15 protein-coding genes and 2 tRNA genes are annotated in these 17,464 nt (G+C 69.4%); 1 reads left to right on the forward strand and 16 read right to left on the reverse strand.

Annotated features, from left to right (window positions below):
* Window positions 1-39: 39 nt before the first annotated feature.
* From AC3WL7_RS00775 to AC3WL7_RS00785, 3 genes are all read right to left on the reverse strand, one after another.
* Window positions 40-115: transfer RNA gene (locus AC3WL7_RS00775), tRNA-Gly, on the reverse strand.
* A gap of 105 nt (window positions 116-220) precedes the next feature.
* Window positions 221-1,327: an NAD(P)/FAD-dependent oxidoreductase gene (locus tag AC3WL7_RS00780; protein ID WP_492748993.1), complete on the reverse strand. Its 1,107-nt coding sequence runs from the start codon at window positions 1,325-1,327 to the stop codon at window positions 221-223.
* A 161-nt stretch (window positions 1,328-1,488) separates the two neighbouring features.
* Window positions 1,489-2,700: an NAD(P)/FAD-dependent oxidoreductase gene (locus AC3WL7_RS00785; RefSeq protein ID WP_492748995.1), complete on the reverse strand. Its 1,212-nt coding sequence runs from the start codon at window positions 2,698-2,700 to the stop codon at window positions 1,489-1,491.
* A gap of 284 nt (window positions 2,701-2,984) precedes the next feature.
* Between AC3WL7_RS00785 and AC3WL7_RS00790 the strand changes: the two genes are divergently transcribed.
* Window positions 2,985-3,545, forward strand: a complete 561-nt coding sequence (locus tag AC3WL7_RS00790) for an RrF2 family transcriptional regulator (protein WP_295518133.1) — start codon at window positions 2,985-2,987, stop codon at window positions 3,543-3,545.
* 57 nt (window positions 3,546-3,602) lie between these two features.
* On the opposite strand, the gene AC3WL7_RS00795 is transcribed toward AC3WL7_RS00790, so the two are convergent.
* The 13 genes from AC3WL7_RS00795 to AC3WL7_RS00855 form a co-directional block, all read right to left on the reverse strand.
* Window positions 3,603-3,678, reverse strand: a tRNA-Gly gene (locus AC3WL7_RS00795).
* Between the two features lie 113 nt (window positions 3,679-3,791).
* Complete coding sequence (gene pgsA, locus AC3WL7_RS00800; protein ID WP_079221387.1) at window positions 3,792-4,418, reverse strand: CDP-diacylglycerol--glycerol-3-phosphate 3-phosphatidyltransferase; 627 nt, start codon at window positions 4,416-4,418, stop codon at window positions 3,792-3,794.
* A gap of 17 nt (window positions 4,419-4,435) precedes the next feature.
* Window positions 4,436-6,280: an excinuclease ABC subunit UvrC gene (uvrC, locus tag AC3WL7_RS00805; RefSeq protein WP_079221386.1), complete on the reverse strand. Its 1,845-nt coding sequence runs from the start codon at window positions 6,278-6,280 to the stop codon at window positions 4,436-4,438.
* Window positions 6,277-7,689, reverse strand: coding sequence for a hypothetical protein (locus tag AC3WL7_RS00810; RefSeq protein WP_079221385.1), 1,413 nt, complete (start codon window positions 7,687-7,689; stop codon window positions 6,277-6,279). The genes uvrC and AC3WL7_RS00810 overlap by 4 nt, the downstream gene beginning before the upstream one ends.
* On the reverse strand, window positions 7,686-8,174 hold the full coding sequence (locus AC3WL7_RS00815; RefSeq protein ID WP_108746357.1) for a low molecular weight protein-tyrosine-phosphatase: 489 nt from the start codon (window positions 8,172-8,174) through the stop codon (window positions 7,686-7,688). The genes AC3WL7_RS00810 and AC3WL7_RS00815 overlap by 4 nt, the downstream gene beginning before the upstream one ends.
* Entirely contained in the window at window positions 8,171-8,944 is a 774-nt protein-coding gene (gene kdsB / locus AC3WL7_RS00820) for a 3-deoxy-manno-octulosonate cytidylyltransferase (protein WP_079221383.1), read from the reverse strand. Before kdsB ends, AC3WL7_RS00815 begins: the two co-directional genes overlap by 4 nt.
* A 75-nt stretch (window positions 8,945-9,019) precedes the next feature.
* Window positions 9,020-10,039, reverse strand: a complete 1,020-nt coding sequence (gene lpxK / locus AC3WL7_RS00825; RefSeq protein ID WP_108746356.1) for a tetraacyldisaccharide 4'-kinase — start codon at window positions 10,037-10,039, stop codon at window positions 9,020-9,022.
* On the reverse strand, window positions 10,039-11,787 hold the full coding sequence (gene msbA / locus AC3WL7_RS00830) for a lipid A export permease/ATP-binding protein MsbA (protein ID WP_079221381.1): 1,749 nt from the start codon (window positions 11,785-11,787) through the stop codon (window positions 10,039-10,041). The genes lpxK and msbA overlap by 1 nt, the downstream gene beginning before the upstream one ends.
* Complete coding sequence (locus tag AC3WL7_RS00835; RefSeq protein ID WP_108759598.1) at window positions 11,784-12,206, reverse strand: ExbD/TolR family protein; 423 nt, start codon at window positions 12,204-12,206, stop codon at window positions 11,784-11,786. The genes msbA and AC3WL7_RS00835 overlap by 4 nt, the downstream gene beginning before the upstream one ends.
* Before the next feature lie 3 nt (window positions 12,207-12,209).
* Window positions 12,210-12,872, reverse strand: a complete 663-nt coding sequence (locus AC3WL7_RS00840; RefSeq protein WP_108746355.1) for a MotA/TolQ/ExbB proton channel family protein — start codon at window positions 12,870-12,872, stop codon at window positions 12,210-12,212.
* Window positions 12,873-12,875: 3 nt separating this feature from the next.
* A complete protein-coding gene (locus AC3WL7_RS00845; RefSeq protein WP_492749003.1) occupies window positions 12,876-15,263 on the reverse strand; it encodes a DNA internalization-related competence protein ComEC/Rec2 in 2,388 nt (795 codons plus the stop codon).
* Window positions 15,264-15,331: 68 nt separating this feature from the next.
* Complete coding sequence (locus AC3WL7_RS00850; RefSeq protein ID WP_108746353.1) at window positions 15,332-16,675, reverse strand: sensor histidine kinase; 1,344 nt, start codon at window positions 16,673-16,675, stop codon at window positions 15,332-15,334.
* Between the two features lies 1 nt (window position 16,676).
* Window positions 16,677-17,348: a response regulator transcription factor gene (locus tag AC3WL7_RS00855; RefSeq protein WP_108759602.1), complete on the reverse strand. Its 672-nt coding sequence runs from the start codon at window positions 17,346-17,348 to the stop codon at window positions 16,677-16,679.
* Between the last annotated feature and the right edge of the window lie 116 nt (window positions 17,349-17,464).

Consider the following 17,464-nt stretch of genomic DNA (forward strand, 5'->3'; position numbering starts at 1 on the left):
AACGAAAAACGCCCCCTTGCGGGAGCGTTCTTCCTGATCTGGAGCGGGAAACGAGACTCGAACTCGCGACCTCAACCTTGGCAAGGTTGCGCTCTACCAACTGAGCTATTCCCGCAGATTCCGTTCGACCTGCGTCGAAGGAGCGCTATTGTGTCGATATTGCTGCACGGCGTCAACCGGATTTTACGGGTCGCCTGCATCGCGTCGTTCAGCTTGGCAGTCAGGCCCGCACCCCGCGCTGGTGGAAGTAGATCTGCTCGGCGACGCGCCGCATCGTCGCCGTGCGCAGCAGCGCGTTGACCGGCCAGTCCTGCTGCAGGTGGTCCATCGCCCAGCGCAGCAGGCGCTTGCGGCGGAAGGTGGGTGCCACCCGGCGCGCTACCTGCTCGGCGGGCGGCCCTTTGCCACGCAGGTGCCGGCCGATGGCATCACCGACCGCCCAGCCGTGCCGCCACGATGAGTGGATGCCGCCGGCCGACAGCGGCGAGACGATGCCGGCCGCATCGCCGGTGAGGATCACCCGATGGCCGGTGATCGGGCCGTCAGGCAGGCCGCAGGGCACCAGTCCGGCACGGGTGGACGATGGCTGCAATGAAGGCGCGATGCCCACGATGTCGCGCACGTGTTCGATGAAGTCATCGATCTCGGCCACCCGCGCCTGCATCGGCTGATGGCGCAGGGCGAGCCCGACCTGCACGCCCGTGGGATTCTGTGCGACCCAACCGATGTAGCCCGGTGCATAGCGCCTGCTGACGAAACAATGCAGCGCATCGCCCTGCTCCAGCTGCAGCCCGTCGAACTCACGCTCGACCCCATGGAGGTGGTCGCGCACCTTGCCCAGGCCGGTGCGCCGGGCCACGCGCGAACGGGCGCCATCGGCACCGACCAGATAGGCACACCGCCCTGCCCCCTCCACCTGCCAGCCATCGCCATCGACTTCGGCCTGGCGGAAGGACTGCTGCAGGCGCAGATCGACACCACTGGCACGCAGCTCGGCAGCGAGCCAGCGCATCAGGTTCGGGGTGTCAGTGGTGAGGAAGTAGTAGCCCGGCGCCTGCAGCTGCACGCTGCGCAGGTTGGGCGCATACAGGCGCACGCGCGCGACGCGCTGCACCAGGTGCTCGGGAATGTGGCCCAGCCAGGTCTGCTCCATCGCCTCCTTCACCACGATGCCGGTGGTGTGCAGGCGCTCGCCGGGGTCTGCCTTGCGTTCAAGCACGCAGACGCGAAGACCGTACTGCGCTGCGGCCAATGCACAGGCCGCACCTGCAAAGCTTGCGCCGACGATGACTACATCGTGGTCGTAGGCGGAGGACATGTGGGGCATCGCAGCATCGCCATAGGGGAACGAAGACGCAGCGTGGCCTGCGCGCGTGGCGGGGCGATGGAGTGCCGGTGAAGTGGGGATGAAGCGCTGCACGGCGCGCAACGCACCGGAAGCGCAACGCCCGTTGGCGCGGGCGTTGCACTCGGCAGCTCACTGCGACATCAGGCAACCACGATCCGCAGCGGGTCGGCCGACGCCAGGATCTCCGCACGCTCACCCGTGGGCGGATAGATCCATTCGGTGTTGATGCGGGTCTTGAGCGCCTTGGCTTCAGCACCGGACAGCACCACCTGGCGGTCCCAACCTTCGGTGTAGACGGCACCCCACGGGCCCAGATCCAGGCAGGTCACGTACTTGGGCTGTGCATAGGGGATCAACGCACCACCAATCAGATCGGCTGCAGCGTTGTGGCCAGCGGAGCGCCCGAGGTTCATCGCGTGCTGGCAGGACATCATCGCGACGTTGCCGTCGTCGTCGGTGGCAGCATGCGCGCAGTCGCCGGTGGCGAACACCGCGTCGACGCCCTTTGCCTTCAGGGTGCGGTCCACGTGCAGGCGACCCACAGCGTCGTGCTGGCCGGGGATCTGCGCGGTCAGCGCGCTGGCACGTGCACCGGCAGTCCAGATGACGGTCGCGGCGTCGATCCGCTCACCATTTTCCAGCGTCACGCCATCCGCATCCACCTTGGCCACGCCCGAACCCAGCCGCCAGGACACGCCCAGCTCGGTCAGGGCCTGGGTGATGACCGGCCGCGGGCCTTCGCCCAGGTCGGGACCCAACGCATCGGCACGCTCGACCATGATGACGTCCACTGCAGCATCGGCACCCAGCACGTCGCGCAGGCGCGCCGGCATTTCGGCTGCGGTTTCGATGCCGGTGAAGCCTGCGCCGGCAATCACCACCGTGTTGCGCGCCGCGCTCTGCGCACGCTCGCCGAGGCCCTGCAGGTGCGCCTGCAGGCGCGCTGCATCGGCGATCTGGTCGACGTTGAACGCATGCTGCTGCAGGCCGGGAATCGGCGGGCAGTTCAGGCGGCTGCCGGCAGCAAGCACCAGGCGGTCGTAGTGCAGCGTCTGCACTGCGGCATCGGCCACCGCGTCCACCACCTGCACCTGCTGGCGGGCCACGTCGATGTGCTCGACGCGGCCGGCAAGGTAACGGACGCCCACCGCATCGAAGATCGCCTGCAGCGGCGCCTTCATGCGCTCGGGCCCCTTCTCGTACAGGCGCGGGCGCACATGCAGTTCAGGGGACGGTGCAACCAGCACGATCTCAACATCACGGCGGGCGGCCTGATCGAGAAGACGGGCGGCGGCGAGCGCGCTCCACATGCCGGCAAAGCCAGCGCCGATGACAAGAATGCGTTGGGACACGGAAAGAAATCCTTCTGGGAAACGAGGGGTCATGCAGCCCGATGCGCAGGCGGCAGGGGTACGGGGATGTGCTGCGCCGGCGCACCACATAACGCGGATCATATGAGTCCGCGTTATGTCGCGCAAGCGCGGTGGCGGCCTCCGTTCAGGACAGCGGGCAACCCCACACGCCCCTTGCGCAGGCGTAACGCCAATGAAATCAATGCACTGGACGGCGCTTCATGCGCTTGCCGCGGGTAACTCAGGCCTCTATAGTCCGCGTTATATTTTTCTGGACCTCTCCCATGGCCCACATTGGAACGGGCGTCGAGTACGCCCTTCACTGCCTGCTCTGGCTGGTCCCGCCGCTGGAGCAGCGCCCCAGCAGCCGCGACCTTGCCGAACTGCAGGGCGTGCCGGCGGCCTTCATGGCCAAGATCTTCCCCAAGCTGGAAAAGGCCGGCATCGTCGAGTCCACCGGCGGCATCCGCGGTGGTTACCAGTTGGCGCGCGCGCCTGAAGACATCAGCGTGCTGGATGTCGTCGATGCGGTGGAGGGACAGAAGGCGCTGTTCGATTGCCAGGAGATCCGCGGGCGCTGCGCGCTGTTCGACGGCGCGCCGCCGCGCTGGGCCAACCGCGGGGTGTGCGGCATCCACGCGGTGATGATCAATGCACAGAAGGCCATGCGCGAGGAACTGGCGCGTTCCAGCCTGGCCTCGATTGCCGAAGGCGTGCAGGGCAAAGGGCGCCCGGCGAGCTTTGCAGGCGACGTGCAGGAGTGGTTTGCCGACCGCCAGGTGGCACGCGAGGAAGCACGCATCACCGGCATGCGTTCGCGGACGTCGGCACAGGACGGGGATTGAGGGCGGCGTAACCACACAACGAAAAACGCTCCCTTGCGGGAGCGTTTTTCTTGAATCTGGAGCGGGAAACGAGACTCGAACTCGCGACCTCAACCTTGGCAAGGTTGCGCTCTACCAACTGAGCTATTCCCGCTTGGGAGGCGAAATTCTACCTGTTCTGGGGAGCGCGTCAAGCACTATTTTTCAGGGGAATTTCAACCGCCGGGTCAGAGCCCTTTCCTGCGGAAAGGGATCCGACCCCGGAGGTCAGTTACCCAGCTTCTTCTGCCGCGAACGCTCGCGCGCGGCACGCTCGTCTTCGCGCAGGCTCGGCCAGGCGGCATGCAGGTACTGCAGGCCCGACCAAAGGGTCAGCACCGCGGCGATGGCCAGGGTCCAGTCGCCGATATGGAACACCGGCGGGCCCATCCAGATGTCGTTGACCGGCACGTTCGGCGCCACCGAATACAGCAGGCACAGCAGCGCAACCATCTGCGCGGTGGTCTTGACCTTGCCGATCATCGCCACGCGCACCTTGGCGCGCTGGCCCAGCTCGGCCATCCACTCGCGCAGCGCCGACACCGCGATTTCGCGGCCAACGATCACCGCCGCCCAGAACGCCATCCACGGCGTCGGGTGGCCCTGCACGATCAGGAACAGCGCCACGGCCACCATCAGCTTGTCCGCCACCGGATCGAGGAAGGCGCCGAACGCCGATTCCAGCTTGTACCGCCGCGCGATCCAGCCATCGAGCCAGTCGGTGATGGCGGCCAGGCCGAAGATCGCCGCGGATGCGAAATTGGTCCAGGTGTAGGGCAGGTAGAACACCAGCACCAGCACCGGGATCATCACGATCCGCAACAACGTCAGCCAGGTGGGCAGGGTCAACTTCATGCGGCTTGCTTCTCTCTCTACTCGGCCGGGTCAGGCGTGGCCAACCCGTGCAGGTTAGCGTAGATGCGTGCGGCGAGGGCATCATTGATGCCTTCGACCTTGGCGATTTCCGCTTCACCGGCGGCTTTCAGGCCGACCAGGCCGCCGAAATGCTTGAGCAGGCTGGCACGCCGGCGCGGGCCGATGCCGGGGATGTCTTCCAGCTTGCTGGTCATGCGGGCCTTCTGCCGGCGGCCGCGGTGGCCGGTGATGGCGAAGCGGTGCGCTTCGTCGCGCACCTGCTGGATGAACTGCAGCGCAGGATTGGCCGCGCCCGGGCGCAGCTCGCGGCCATCGGGCATCACCAGCGCTTCGTGGCCGGCACGGCGCTCCACGCCCTTGGCCACGCCCACCAGCAGTACCCCTTCCACGCCCAGGTCGGCCAGGGCGGCCTGTGCCTGGGCCAGCTGGCCGGCGCCACCGTCGATCAGCAGCACGTCGGGCAGCACGCCCTGCTCTTCCACCGCACGGCGGAAACGGCGGTCGATGGCCTGGTGCATGGCGGCGTAATCATCGCCGGGCTCGATGCCGCTGATGTTGAAACGGCGGTACTGCGCACGCACCGGGCCGGCGGCATCGAATACCACGCACGAGGCCACGGTGGCTTCGCCCATGGTGTGGCTGATATCGAAGCACTCCACCCGCTTGACCGGCTCGGCCAGGCCCAGCATCTCGCGCAGGGCCTCGCTGCGCGCGTGCTGCGCGTTGCGGCTGTTCAGTTCTGTGGCCAGGGTCAGCTGCGCGTTGCGGCTGGCCAGCTCCAGGTAGCCGGCGCGCTCGCCACGCACGTTCCACTTCAGCTGCACCTTGCGCTCGGCCGAGGCAGAGAGTGCGGCCACCAGCAGGTCGGCGTCGGGAATCTGCCGGTCCAGCAGGATCTCGCGCGGCGGCTCGAATTCGATGTAGTACTGCGACACGAACGCGGCCAGCACCTCTTCCGGGCTGTCCTCGCCATTGGTACGCGGGAAGAACGGGCGGGTGCCGAGGTTGCGTCCATCGCGGAAGGCCAGCAGCAGCACGCAGGCCTGCGTGCCCTGCATGGCAACCGCCAGCACGTCCAGGTCGGCGGCGCGGCCATCCACGTACTGGCGGGTCTGCATGCTGCGCAGCGAAGCGATGAGGTCACGCAGGCGCGCGGCCTGCTCGAACTCCAGCGCCTCGCTGGCGCCCTGCATCTGCTCGCCCAGCTCGCGGGTCAGCTCGTCGCTCTTGCCTTCCAGGAACAGCGTGGCGCGGCGCACCGATTCGGCGTATTCCTGTGCCGGTACCAGGTCCACGCAGGGCGCGCTGCAGCGGCCGATCTGGTACTGCAGGCAGGGCCGCGAGCGGTTGCGGAACACGCTGTCCTCGCAGCTGCGCAGCTTGAACAGCTTGTGCATCAGGTTCAGCGTCTCGCGCACCGCGGTAACGCCCGGGTACGGCCCGAAGTAGCGGCCGGGAATGGCGCGCGGGCCGCGGTGCAGGGCGATGCGCGGCCAATCCTCGCGGGTCAGCAGCACATGCGGGTAGGTCTTGTCGTCGCGCAGGGACACGTTGTAGCGCGGCGACAGCGATTTGATCAGCTGGTTTTCCAGCAGCAGCGCTTCGCCTTCCGAGCGCGTGACGGTCACGTCCATGCGCGCGATCTGCGAGAGCATCGACATGATGCGCGCGTTCTTCGGGCTGCCGTTGAAGTAGCTGCCGACGCGGTTGCGCAGCGCGCGCGCCTTGCCCACGTACAGCAGGGTGTCGTCAGCCGCATACATGCGGTAGACGCCGGGTGCGGTGCTCAACTGGGCCGCGAAGGCCTTGCCGTCGAAGGCCGGGGCGGTGACGTCGGTCATTCGCTGATCGGCACTTCGCTGAGCACGCCGCTGTCCGGGTCGAAACGCAGCACGGCGTGCGCGTCGGTCTCGGCGATCCACACCGCACCGGCGCCCACCGCCAGGCCCGCCGGGCCATGCAGGCGGCGCGGCAGGGGCTGGGTGACCAGATCGCCGCCGCCCAGGCGCAGGGTGCGCAGGCGCCCGTTGCCGGTGTCGGCGATCCACAGCACGGGTGCGTCCGGGCTCAACGCGATGGCCTGCGGGTACTGCAGGCTGGCCTGCCCGCGCGGGCCGTCTTCGGCGCCGAAACGCCAGGTGCCCTGCCCGACCAGGGTCTGCACGAGATCGCCACGCAGCTGCACCGCGCGGATCGAGGATCCCAGCGCATCGGCCACGTACAGCACCTGCTGCACCACCGCCAGGCCTGTCGGCTGGGCGAAGGCGGCCATGTGCCCGCTGCCGTCGCGCTCGTCGATGGCGCCGCTGCCGGCACGCCATTGCAGGCTGCGCAGGCCCAGGTGGAAGCTCCACAGCCGGTTGTCGCCAGCCATGGCGATATGCAGCTGGTTGTCGGCGATGGCCAGGCCGACCGGATGGTCCAGCGCCACCTGCCGCGGCTGCGCCACCGGGCCCTCGACGGGCGTGCCGGGGCGGCCATTGCCGCACAGCGTATCGACCTGGCCGGTCGCCAGGTTGATCCGCCGCACCGCGTGGTTGCCGGTGTCGGCCACGTACAGCGACTCGCGCTCAAGCACCAGCCCCTGCGGGCGGTGGAACGCGGCTTCGGCCAGGTTGCCGTCCATGAAATCAGCGGTGCCCAGCCCGAACTGGCGCAGCACGCGCCCGCCGTGGCTGCATTCCAGGATGCGATGGCGGCCACTGTCGGCGATGTACAGGCGATCACGGTTGACCGCCAGGCCCGCCGGAAAACGCAGCGGATGAGGCAGTTCGGGATGCAGTTCGCTGCCGCCCCGCGACGGCGCCGGCGGTGCGCCCTCGCAGAGATCGTTCAAGGCACGCTCCAGCTCACCCGGCGCGCCCAGGCCAACCAGGCGCTGCTGCTCGCGGCCCTGCGCGTCAAGCAGGATGACGGTCGGCCAGGACGTCACGCCGAAGCGGCGCCAGCCATCCCAGTCGGCATCCAGCAGTGCCGGCATCGACAGGCCCTGCCTGCGCAGCAGCTTCAAGGCCGCGCCGGCGTCGCGCTCGAAATCAAAGCGCGGCACGTGCAGGACCAGTGGCTGCAGGCGCCCGGGGTTGCGTGACAGCCATTGGCCGAACTCGGCCAACCGCTGCATGCTCCAGGCCGATGCGGCATTGACGAACAGCAGCGCGACCGGCCGGCCGCGCAGTTCGGTCAGGGTGCAGGGGGCGGCATTGAGCCAGGTGGCAAACTCGGGCAGGTCCTGGACAGGCTGTGCGTTCATGGCCTGATTATGCCGGAGTCGGCGTCATGCAACAGTCGTGCCACGGCACGCTGCGCCGCCTGGTCGACCATCGCCCAGACCTGCTCGAAATGGTCCTTGCCGCCGGTATACGGATCAGGGATCGCCTGCGCGCCCTGCCCGCCCGACCATGGCAGGTACAGCGACAGGCGCCCGCGCTGGGCGGCCGTGGCCAGCCGCGCGGCGTCGCGCAGGTTGGTTTCGTCCGCACACAGGATCCAGTCGAAGCGCTCAAAATCCCCGGGCTGCAGCTGGCGCGCCCGCAGGCCGGCGATGTCCACGCCATGGCCGGCCGCGCAGGCGATGGCGCGCCGGTCAGGCGGCTCACCCACATGCCAGTCGCCGGTGCCAGCCGAATCGACCTGCACCCGGCCGGCCAGCGGCGAGGCCTGCAGGCGGGCACGCAGCGCGCCCTCGGCCATCGGCGAGCGGCAGATGTTGCCCAGGCAGACCACCAGCAGGTTCATCGCGCAGCCATGGACTGCAGCAGGGCCTCGGCACGGGCGAGGTCTTCGGGCGTATCGATGCCCGGCGGGAAGGCTTCGGGCGAGATCGCCACGCTGATCGGGAAACCGGCTTCCAGCACGCGCAGCTGTTCCAGCGCCTCGACCTGCTCGAGCTGACCCGGCGGCATCGCCGCGAACTGCTGCAGGAAGCCGGCGCGATAGCCGTAGATGCCGATGTGGCGCAGCCAGCGATGCCCTTCCGGCAGGGCCTCGCGGCTGCGTGCGAAGCCATCGCGATGCCAGGCGATCGGCGCGCGGCTGAAATACATCGCCTCGTTGCGCACGTTGCGCACCAGCTTGACCACGTTCGGGTCGAACAGGGTGTGGGCATCCTCGACGGTCGTGGCCAGGGTCGACATCGGCGCATCGCCTTCGACCAGCGCCTCCGCCACCGCACGGATGCCGGCTGCCGGGGCGAACGGCTCATCGCCCTGCAGGTTGACCACCACCGTTTCGTCGCACCAGCCAGCGATGCGCGCGCACTCGGCCAGGCGGTCGGTACCGGACGCGTGGCTGACCGCGGTCATCGCCACGTTCACCTCGGCCAGGCCATCCAGCGCATCGGCGATGCGCGTGTCATCGGTGGCCACCCAGACTTCGCGGGCACCGGCCAGCAGCGCGCGGCGCGCCACGTGCAGCACCAGCGGCTCGCCGCCCAGCAGGCGGAGCGGTTTGCCCGGCAGCCGCGAGGCGGCATAGCGGGCCGGGATGGCGACGACGAATTCAGTCATGCGGGCGGTACTCGGCAGGCGCGATACAGCAGGAATGCGGCCGGCGGCAGGCGATTGCAAGCGCCGCGCGGCCGCTCAGTTCGGGCGCAGCTTGTCCAGGCGGTCGGTCAGCGCCACCCAGAAGGCGGCCGGCAGCTCGGCGCGCAGCGGCACCGCGTAGTGCCAGTCATTGCCGAAGGCGCGGCACTTCACCGCATCCTTTTCGGTCATCAGTACCGGCAACTGGCTGCCGAAGGACAGGTCCTGCGGCTGGTAGACCTGGTGGTCGGCGAAGGCATGCGGCACCACCCCGATGCCGCGCGCGCGCAGCATGTCGAAGAAGCGCTGCGGGTTGGCGATGCCGGCCACGGCATGCACGCGCTGGCCGGCGAAGTACGCCAGCGGTCGCGGCCGGCCACCGGGCAGCGGCTGCGCGCTGTCGATGTGCAGGGCCATCGGCCACTGGCCGAAGCCGCAGGCCTGGGCGGCGGTGGCTTCATCGGCCTGGCCGAGGTTGACCACGCGGAAATCACATTCGTCGGCGCGGCTGACCGGCTCGCGCAGCGGCCCTGCGGGGATCATCCGGCCATTGCCGTAGCGACGCTGCGCATCGATGACTTCGATCTCGATGTCGCGCTGCAGGCGGTAGTGCTGCAGGCCATCATCGCAGACGATGACATCGCAGCCGGCCGCGATCAGCGCCTTGCCGGCGGCCACGCGGTCGCTGTCCACGCGCACCGGCACGCCGGTCTTCCACGCGATCAGCACCGGCTCGTCACCGCCCAGCGCGGTCGGCGTATCGGCTTCGACCCAGCGCGCCTTGTCCGCCTCTTCGCGGCCGTAGCCGCGGCTGGCCACGCCCGGCTTCCAGCCGGCTGCGCGCAGGCGCTCGACCAGGGCAATGGTCAGCGGCGTCTTGCCGGTGCCACCAGCAGTGATGTTGCCGACCACGATGACCGGCACCGGCAGCGCATGGCGCTTGAACCAGCCCCTGCGGTACAGGCGCCGGCGCAGGGCGGCCACGCCGGCGTAGACCGGCGCCAGCAGCCGCATCGGCAATGGAACCGGGCTGCCGTCGTACCAGTACGGCGGGGTCTGCGTACCCTTGCCTGCCATCAGTCCTGCCTTTCGCGGAACTGCATGCTGTGCAGGTGCTGGTACAGGCCACCCATCTCCAGCAGTTCCTTGTGGGTGCCACGCTCGACGATGCGGCCGTGGTCCATCACCAGCACCTGGTCGGCGTGTTCGATGGTGGACAGGCGGTGCGCGATCACCAGCGTGGTGCGCTCGGGCATCAGGCGCTGCAGGGCGTCCTGCACCAGGCGTTCGGATTCGTTGTCCAGCGCCGCGGTGGCCTCATCCAGGATCAGGATCGGCGCATCGCGCAGGATCGCGCGGGCGATCGCCAGGCGCTGGCGCTGGCCACCGGACAGCAGCGCACCGTTCTCGCCCACCGGGGTCTGCAGCTGCTGCGGCATGCGTGCGATGAACTCCCAGGCATTGGCCGCCTCGGCCGCCGCACGGATCTGCTCCTCGGTCGCTTCCATGCCATAGGCGATGTTGGCGGCGATGGTGTCGTCGAACAGCATGACCTTCTGCCCGACCATGGCCACCTGGCGGCGCAGGTCAGCCAGTGCGTAGTCGTCCAGGGCCACGCCATCCAGGGTGATGAGGCCGCCGCTGGGCTCGTAGAAGCGCGGCACCAGGCGGATCAGGCTGGTCTTGCCGCTGCCGGAACGACCGACGATGGCGGTGACCGTACCGGGTTTCGCGACGAAGCTGATGTCATCCAGGGCGATGCCACTGTCGGCGCGGTAGCGCAGCATGACGTGCTCGAAGGCCAGCTCACCGCGGGCGCGCTGCAGCGGCGTGCGGCCGGCGTCGCGCTCGACCGGCATGTCGATGATGCCGAACAGGCGCTCGGCGGCGGCCACGCCACGCGAGATCGAGGTCTGCACGCTGGTCAGGCGGCGCAGCGAGGGAATGATGGCCATCATCGAGGTCATCAGGCCCATGAACTGGCCGGCGTTGAGCTTGCCGGCCAGCGCTTCGCGGGTGGACACCCAGACGATGACCGCCAGCGCCAGCGCAGCCAGGAACTGGACCACGCTGGAGGCGGCCGCGCGCGTCACCTCGACCTTCATGTTCAGCGCCAGCATGCGGTTGGCCAGGCGCGAATAGCGACTGATCTCGTGCTGCTGGGTGCCGTGCACCTTCACTTCCTGCTGGGCGGCCAGCGACTGCTCGGCGGTCTGCGCCATGGTACCCATGCCATCCTGGATACCGCGGCTGATGCGCCGGTAGCGCTTGCCCACGTAGGACACGATGGCGCCGATCAGCGGCACCACCAGCAGCATGGCCAGTGTCACCTTGACGCTCATCTGCAGCATCACCACCAGCATGGCGATGATGGTCAGGGTGTCGGCCACCATGGTCTTCAGTGCATCCGCACTGGCCTGGGTGACCTGCTCGGTATCGAAGTTCAGGCGGCTGACCATCACCGGCGTCGCTTCGGTATCGAAGTGCGAGGACGGCAGGTGCAGGTACTTGTCCAGGACCTGTTCGCGCAGGTCACGCACCACGCTGCGGCCGGTCTTGGCCAGCGTGTAGTCGCTGACCCAGGTGGCCAGGCTGCGCATCAGGAACAGGCCGAGGATGGTCAGCGGCAGCACCACCGCGGCGCGCGGCTGCGGGTCGACGAAGCCGTCGTTGACCAGCGGCTCCATCAGCTTGGTGAAGTGGTAGCCGGCCAGGGCCTCGACCACCATCGCGATGACGGCGGCCACCATGAACACCCAGTAGGCCCGGGTGTAGCCGAGCAGGCGTTTGTAGATCGGCCACACCGGCGCGTGATTGGAACTCATGGACGCACCTCTGGCGCTGTTGCGATTGCGATACGGCGGAAGCCGAGCTGGCCCAGCGCATCCTGCGCGGTGACCACGGCCTGGTAGGGAGTGCGCGCGTCGGCGCGCAGCAGCACGGTCTGCTGGCGGTCGCTGCCGGCCACCGACGCGATGGTCTGCTTGACCGACTCCACGTCGGTGCGCAGCACTTCCTGGTCGTTGACGAAGTAGCGGCCATCGGCGTTGATCAGCACGCTGAGCGAACGCGGCGCTTCGCTGGTCTGCTGGTCGCTGGCGGTCGGCAGCTGCACCTGCAGCGTCGAGCGCGCGTCGAATGTGGTTGTGACCACGAAGAAGATGATCAGCACCAGGATGACGTCGATCAGCGGAACCAGATCGATATGCGGCTCATCCTGGGATCGGTCGTTGCCGATGCGCATCGATCAGGCCTTGGCCGTGGCAGGGGCGGCGGCACGCGGGGCCGGTGCCGGGTTCATCACCCCCGGGCGACCGTCCAGCGTGTCCAGCAATGCGCTGGCTTCCTGTTCCATCTCCACCACGTAGCCATGGATCCGGCCCTTGAAGAAGCGGTGGAACATCAGCGCCGGGATGGCCACGATCATGCCGGTGGCAGTACACACCAGAGCCTTGCCGATGCCGCCGGCCAGCTGGTTCACATCGCCCACGCCGTGGTCGAGGATGCCCAGGAACATCTGGATCATGCCGATGACCGTGCCCAGCAGGCCGAGCAGCGGGCCCGCCGAGGCAATGGTGCCCAGCGCATTGAGGAAGCGCTCCATGCGGTGGACCAGGTGGCGACCGGTGTCCTCGATGCGCTCGCGGATCTGGTCACGCGGGCGGTTGCGGGCTTCCAGTGCGGCGGCCAGCAGCGCGCCCAGCGGCGAATTGGCCCGCAGGGTCTGCAGGTGCGCCGGGTCGAGCTTGCCGCGTGCGGCCCAGTTGCGCACTTCCTGGCCGAGGCCAGGCGGCAGCACCTCATTGCGCCGCAGGGACCAGAAACGCTCCAGGACGATCGCCAAAGCCAGTACGCCCAACAGCAGCAGCGGCACCATCGGCCAGCCACCGGCCTTGACCAGTTCCCACACGTTTCAACCCTCCGGCCCAACGGCCGCTTGTTCGATCGGCGATAGGATAGCAGCCGACCGCGCCCGCCCAGCGGCATCCCACCACCGGGCCGCGTGGATACGCTGTTCACGCACCTGCAGCCCTTGTGCGCCAAGCCATGCGCGGATGGCGCCGGACTCGGCCGTGTTCAGCACCTCCGCCCCCACCGCCTGCCAGCGCAGCACTACGTCACGTTTCGGGTGGCCGAAGCGGTTCTGGTGGCCGGCCGAAACCACCGCCAGCCGGGGCTTCACCGCCGCCACCCAGGCCGCCGTCGAGCTGCCGCCACTGCCATGGTGCGGCACCAGCACCACATCGGCGCGCAGTGCCGCAGGTCCGGCCTGCAGCAGCTGCTGTTCGGCCCGGCGGCCGATGTCACCGGGCAGCAGGATCACCCCGTGCGCACTGGCCACCCGCAACACGCAACTGGCCTCGTTGTCATGCTCGCTGCCATCGGGCGGCGGGTGCAGCACCTGGAAGTCCACCCCATCCCACTGCCAGCGCAGGCCCTGGGTGCAGGGCCGGGCGCCCTTGACCGGGCTGCCCGGCGGGGCCAGCACCTGCAGGTCCGGCAGTGCGCCGCGCAGGGCCGGCAGAGCGCCGGCGTGGTCGAGATGATCGTGGCTGAGCAGCAGCTGCACCGGCGGCGCCTGCCCCAGTGCGCGCACGGCCGGCAGCAGGACGCGATCCTGGCCCTCGCCGGCGGGTGGCCCGGCGTCGTACCAGAGCGCATGCGTGGCTGTGCGCAGCAGCACCGCCGCACCCTGCCCCACGTCGTGCACCAGCAGCTCCAGTTCGCCGTGCCGCGGCCCGGGCACGGCCGGCCACAACAGGGGCAGGCACAGCAGCGCGCCCGCCAGCCCCCCTCCGGCGCCACGCGGCAGCAGCCACCAGAACACCCCCGCCAGGGCCGCCGGCAGCGCCCAGCCGGGCGCCTGCGGCAGCCACCACATCGCCTTCGGGTGCTGCGCCACGGGCTGCAGCAGCCCCCAACTGAGATCGAACAACCAGGCCGCCGCGCGCCACGGCCACGCGCCCGCCCCCTCATGCAGCGCCTGCAGGCCGGTGCCGAGCAGGGCCAGCGGCACCACCAGCAGGCTCCACCAGGGAATGACCGGCAGGTTCAGCAGTGGCCCCAGCCACGACGTGCCGCCGAACAGCACCACCGCCAGCGGCAGCAACGCCACGCTGGCCACGCCCTGCCCGGCCAGCGCCGCGCGCAGCATGCCGCCGATGCCAGCCGGCGGGCGCTGCGGCAGGCACCACAGCAGCCACAGCACACCGCCGAAACTCAGCCAGAACCCTGCCGAAAGCACCGCCAGCGGCGCCGGCAGCAGCATCACCGCCGCCGCCAACGACAGCGCTGGCGCCGTGCCCAATGGCCGCCGGCTGGCGCGTGCCAGCGCCACGGCAGCGATCATCAGCGCGGTTCGCACGGTGGGCAGCTCGCTGCCCGCCAGCAGCGTATAGCCCGCAGCGGCCAATGCGGCGGCGCAGGCGGCGGCCTGTGGGCGCGGCCAGGCACGTGCCAGTGCCGGGCACAGCCACCACAGGCCCGCGCACAGCAGGGCAGCAAAACCAGCAACCAGACCGACATGGAAGCCGGAGATCGCGATCAGATGGGTCAGGCCCAGCGCGCGCAGCTGCTCCCAGTCGGTATCGGTCAGGCCACGGGTATCGCCCAGCGCCAGGGCCTGCACGAATCGCGCCGAGGGACTGCGCACCTGCACGGCAATGGCGGCGCTGCAGCGCTCGCGCCATGCGGCCAGGCCGTGCGCGGCACGCAGCTGGCGCGCGCCTCCAGGCACACGCACGCTGGCGCTGCCGGCCAGGCCCTGCAGCAGCGCGTGGCGCTCGCCATCGAAGCCGCCGGGATTGATCCGCGAGCGCGGCGGCCGCACGCGCAACGGCAGCTCCCAATGCGCGCCGGCACGCAGCGTGCGGCGCAGCGGATCGACGGCCCCCGCACGGCGCGGATCATGCCAGCTGACCTGCAGGCGCCGCCCCTGCAGCGCTGGCGCCCCTTCGGCCTCGGCCACATCGAACAGGAAACGACTGTGGTCGCTGCGCACCTGCGGCAACTCGACGATACGGCCACGCACCAGGACATCCTGCGCCGTTGCCGAGGCAGGCACCTGCTGTTGCAGGGCCACGTGCCCGTGGCAGCTGGCCCAGGCCAGGCCGAATACGGCCGCGGCCAGCACCCGTCCGCGCCACCGCCATGCCCAGCCCGGCAGGGCCAGCAGCACCAGGCTGATGCACAGCCAGCGCGGCGGCAGCGCCGGCAACAGCACGCACACCAGCGCACCCAGCACCAGGGCGGCGGCGCAGGCGGGGCCCAGCAGGGGTGCAACCACGGCAACGGTACGCATCGGCGCAGCGTCGCCGCGCGGCGCCTGGCCTGCCTATCAGGCAAGCCCGCGCGTTGCTGTGGGCGACCTCAGCGGCGCACGGTGGCGCGGTGGAAGTTGACCCGGAAGCTGGCGCCGCCGCCGACCGCTTCGGCCACGCTGACAGTGCCCCCGTGGTGCTGCACGATTTCCTTGACCAGATGCAGGCCCAGGCCACTGCCACTGCCGGCAGCGCGCAGGCGATGGAAGGGTTCGAAGATTGCCTCGCGGTCGCCCACCGGCACGCCCGCGCCCTGGTCACTGATCTCCAGCAGGCCCTGCGCGTCCAGGCGCACGCAGATGATGCCGCGGCCGCCACCGTGGACGATGGCGTTGTGCACGAGGTTGGCCATCACCCGGCCCAGTGCCAGGCCATCCCCCTGGATCCATACCGGTTCATCCGGTGCATCCACTTCGAAGCCGTACCCCGCGCCGACCACCAGCGGCGCCAGCTCGGCCGCCGATTCGCGCACCACGTGGGCCAGGTCCACCCGCTGCAGCGCGCTGACGTTGCGGTCCAGGCGCTGCAGGTCGAGCAGATGCTCGGCAACGTTGCCCAGCCGCGCGACGTCGGTCAGCAGCTGCGATTTCAGTTCGCCCTGCGGCAGCTGCGACAGCCGTGCCTGCACCACCGCGATCGGCACGCGCAGTTCATGCGCGGCATCGGCGAGGAACTTGTCGCGTGCAGCGTAGCCCTGCTGCACCTTGTCGATGGCATCGTTGAAGGCCCCCACCAGCGGCGCGACCTCGGTGGACACCAGTTGTTCGTCGAGGCGCGCGCCGGGCTGGCCGATGTCCAGCTCCTTGGCCTGCTGCGCCAGCCTGCGCACACCGCGCATTGCACGATGGATGACCGTCGGCATCACCAGCAGGGTGACCACGATCAGCGGCAGGAAGAACCAGAAGCCGATCAGCCGCAGCACCATCAGCGCGCCATCCACCAGCCCGCCCTTGGGTGCGCCACCGGCCATCACAGTGATGCGGCGGCCGTCCTCGTTGCGCACCATCACCCGCGCGACATCCAGATAGGGCGGCACCAGCGATCCGACTTCAGTGGCACCCAGTGCCGGCAGACGTGCCAGCAGCGGCGCGTGCAGCGCAGGCACCTTGCCGCGCTCCAGCCAGAGGCCACGGTCATCGACGGCCACGAACCACAGGTTGCCACCGGCGCGCTCGTTCAACGCCTGCCAGCGCGGCTCGTCGAGCACGAGGTGCGCGCCCTGGCTGTGCACCGCCTTGGCCACGTCCTCGGCGGTGAACATGTCCATGCCCCAGGATTCCTTGTCACCCCAGGTCAGGATCAGCGCCACCACGGCGAACAACACGGTGAATGCCTGTGCCAGGAACAGGCGCCACGCCAGGCCAAGGGTGATCGAACGGATCTGCCTGGCCATCTCAGGTCTCCGCCAGCAGGTAGCCGACGCCACGGATGACATGGATCTCCACGCCCGCACCCGCCTGCTGCAGCGCCTTGCGCAGCTTGGAGATATGCGCATCCAGTGCGTTGGACTGGATCTCATCGTCGAAGCCGTACACCGCCGCCTCCAGCGCGCTGCGGGTGACCGTTCGCCCCTGCCGCATCGCCAGCGCCTGCAGCACCAGCACCTGCCGCCTCGGCAGGGCCAGCAGCTGGCCGCCCACCTGCGCCTGCAGCGATTCGAAGTCGAACTCGAAGTTTCCCAGCCGCAGGCTAGGGGTGACCATCGCCGACGGCCGCCGCGACACCGCGCGGATCCGCGCCATCAGTTCCTCGATCGCCACCGGCTTGACCAGGTAGTCGTCGGCGCCGACATCGAGTCCTTCGACCTTGTCCGACAGCGTGCCCTTGGCGGTCAGCATGATCACCGCCAGGTTCGGCCGCAGTGCACGCGCGGTGGCGACGAAACCGGCGCCATCGCCGTCGGGCAGCTGACGGTCGAGCAGCAGCAGCTGGTGCACGGGTTCGCGCAGGGCCAGCGCCGCTTCGGCCAGGCTGCCGACCACATCGGCGACCACGCCCTGGCGCTCCAGCCCGGACTGCAGGGCACGGGAGAGGTCGGGATCGTCTTCCACCAGGAGGATGCGCATCGTTGGCTCGGCTACCGGAAACGCTGCCGATGATAGTGCCTGCGGGCACCTCGGAGGCCTTTGCGCGGACATTGCCGGGGCGCAATGTTCCGACAATGTTGTGCCGTCAGGATGCA

The organism is Stenotrophomonas sp. FW305-3-2-15-E-LB1, from assembly GCF_058787375.1.

Excerpts from the sequence above, each read along its gene's own strand:
- AC3WL7_RS00780 (WP_492748993.1), bottom strand. The coding sequence starts at position 1,327 with ATGCCCCACATGTCCTCCGCCTACGACCACGATGTAGTCATCGTCGGC.
- AC3WL7_RS00790 (WP_295518133.1), top strand. The coding sequence starts at position 2,985 with ATGGCCCACATTGGAACGGGCGTCGAGTACGCCCTTCACTGCCTGCTC.
- pgsA (WP_079221387.1), bottom strand. The coding sequence starts at position 4,418 with ATGAAGTTGACCCTGCCCACCTGGCTGACGTTGTTGCGGATCGTGATG.
- uvrC (WP_079221386.1), bottom strand. The coding sequence starts at position 6,280 with ATGACCGACGTCACCGCCCCGGCCTTCGACGGCAAGGCCTTCGCGGCC.
- AC3WL7_RS00810 (WP_079221385.1), bottom strand. The coding sequence starts at position 7,689 with ATGAACGCACAGCCTGTCCAGGACCTGCCCGAGTTTGCCACCTGGCTC.
- AC3WL7_RS00815 (WP_108746357.1), bottom strand. The coding sequence starts at position 8,174 with ATGAACCTGCTGGTGGTCTGCCTGGGCAACATCTGCCGCTCGCCGATG.
- kdsB (WP_079221383.1), bottom strand. The coding sequence starts at position 8,944 with ATGACTGAATTCGTCGTCGCCATCCCGGCCCGCTATGCCGCCTCGCGG.
- lpxK (WP_108746356.1), bottom strand. The coding sequence starts at position 10,039 with ATGGCAGGCAAGGGTACGCAGACCCCGCCGTACTGGTACGACGGCAGC.
- msbA (WP_079221381.1), bottom strand. The coding sequence starts at position 11,787 with ATGAGTTCCAATCACGCGCCGGTGTGGCCGATCTACAAACGCCTGCTC.
- AC3WL7_RS00835 (WP_108759598.1), bottom strand. The coding sequence starts at position 12,206 with ATGCGCATCGGCAACGACCGATCCCAGGATGAGCCGCATATCGATCTG.
- AC3WL7_RS00845 (WP_492749003.1), bottom strand. The coding sequence starts at position 15,263 with ATGCGTACCGTTGCCGTGGTTGCACCCCTGCTGGGCCCCGCCTGCGCC.
- AC3WL7_RS00850 (WP_108746353.1), bottom strand. The coding sequence starts at position 16,675 with ATGGCCAGGCAGATCCGTTCGATCACCCTTGGCCTGGCGTGGCGCCTG.
- AC3WL7_RS00855 (WP_108759602.1), bottom strand. The coding sequence starts at position 17,348 with ATGCGCATCCTCCTGGTGGAAGACGATCCCGACCTCTCCCGTGCCCTG.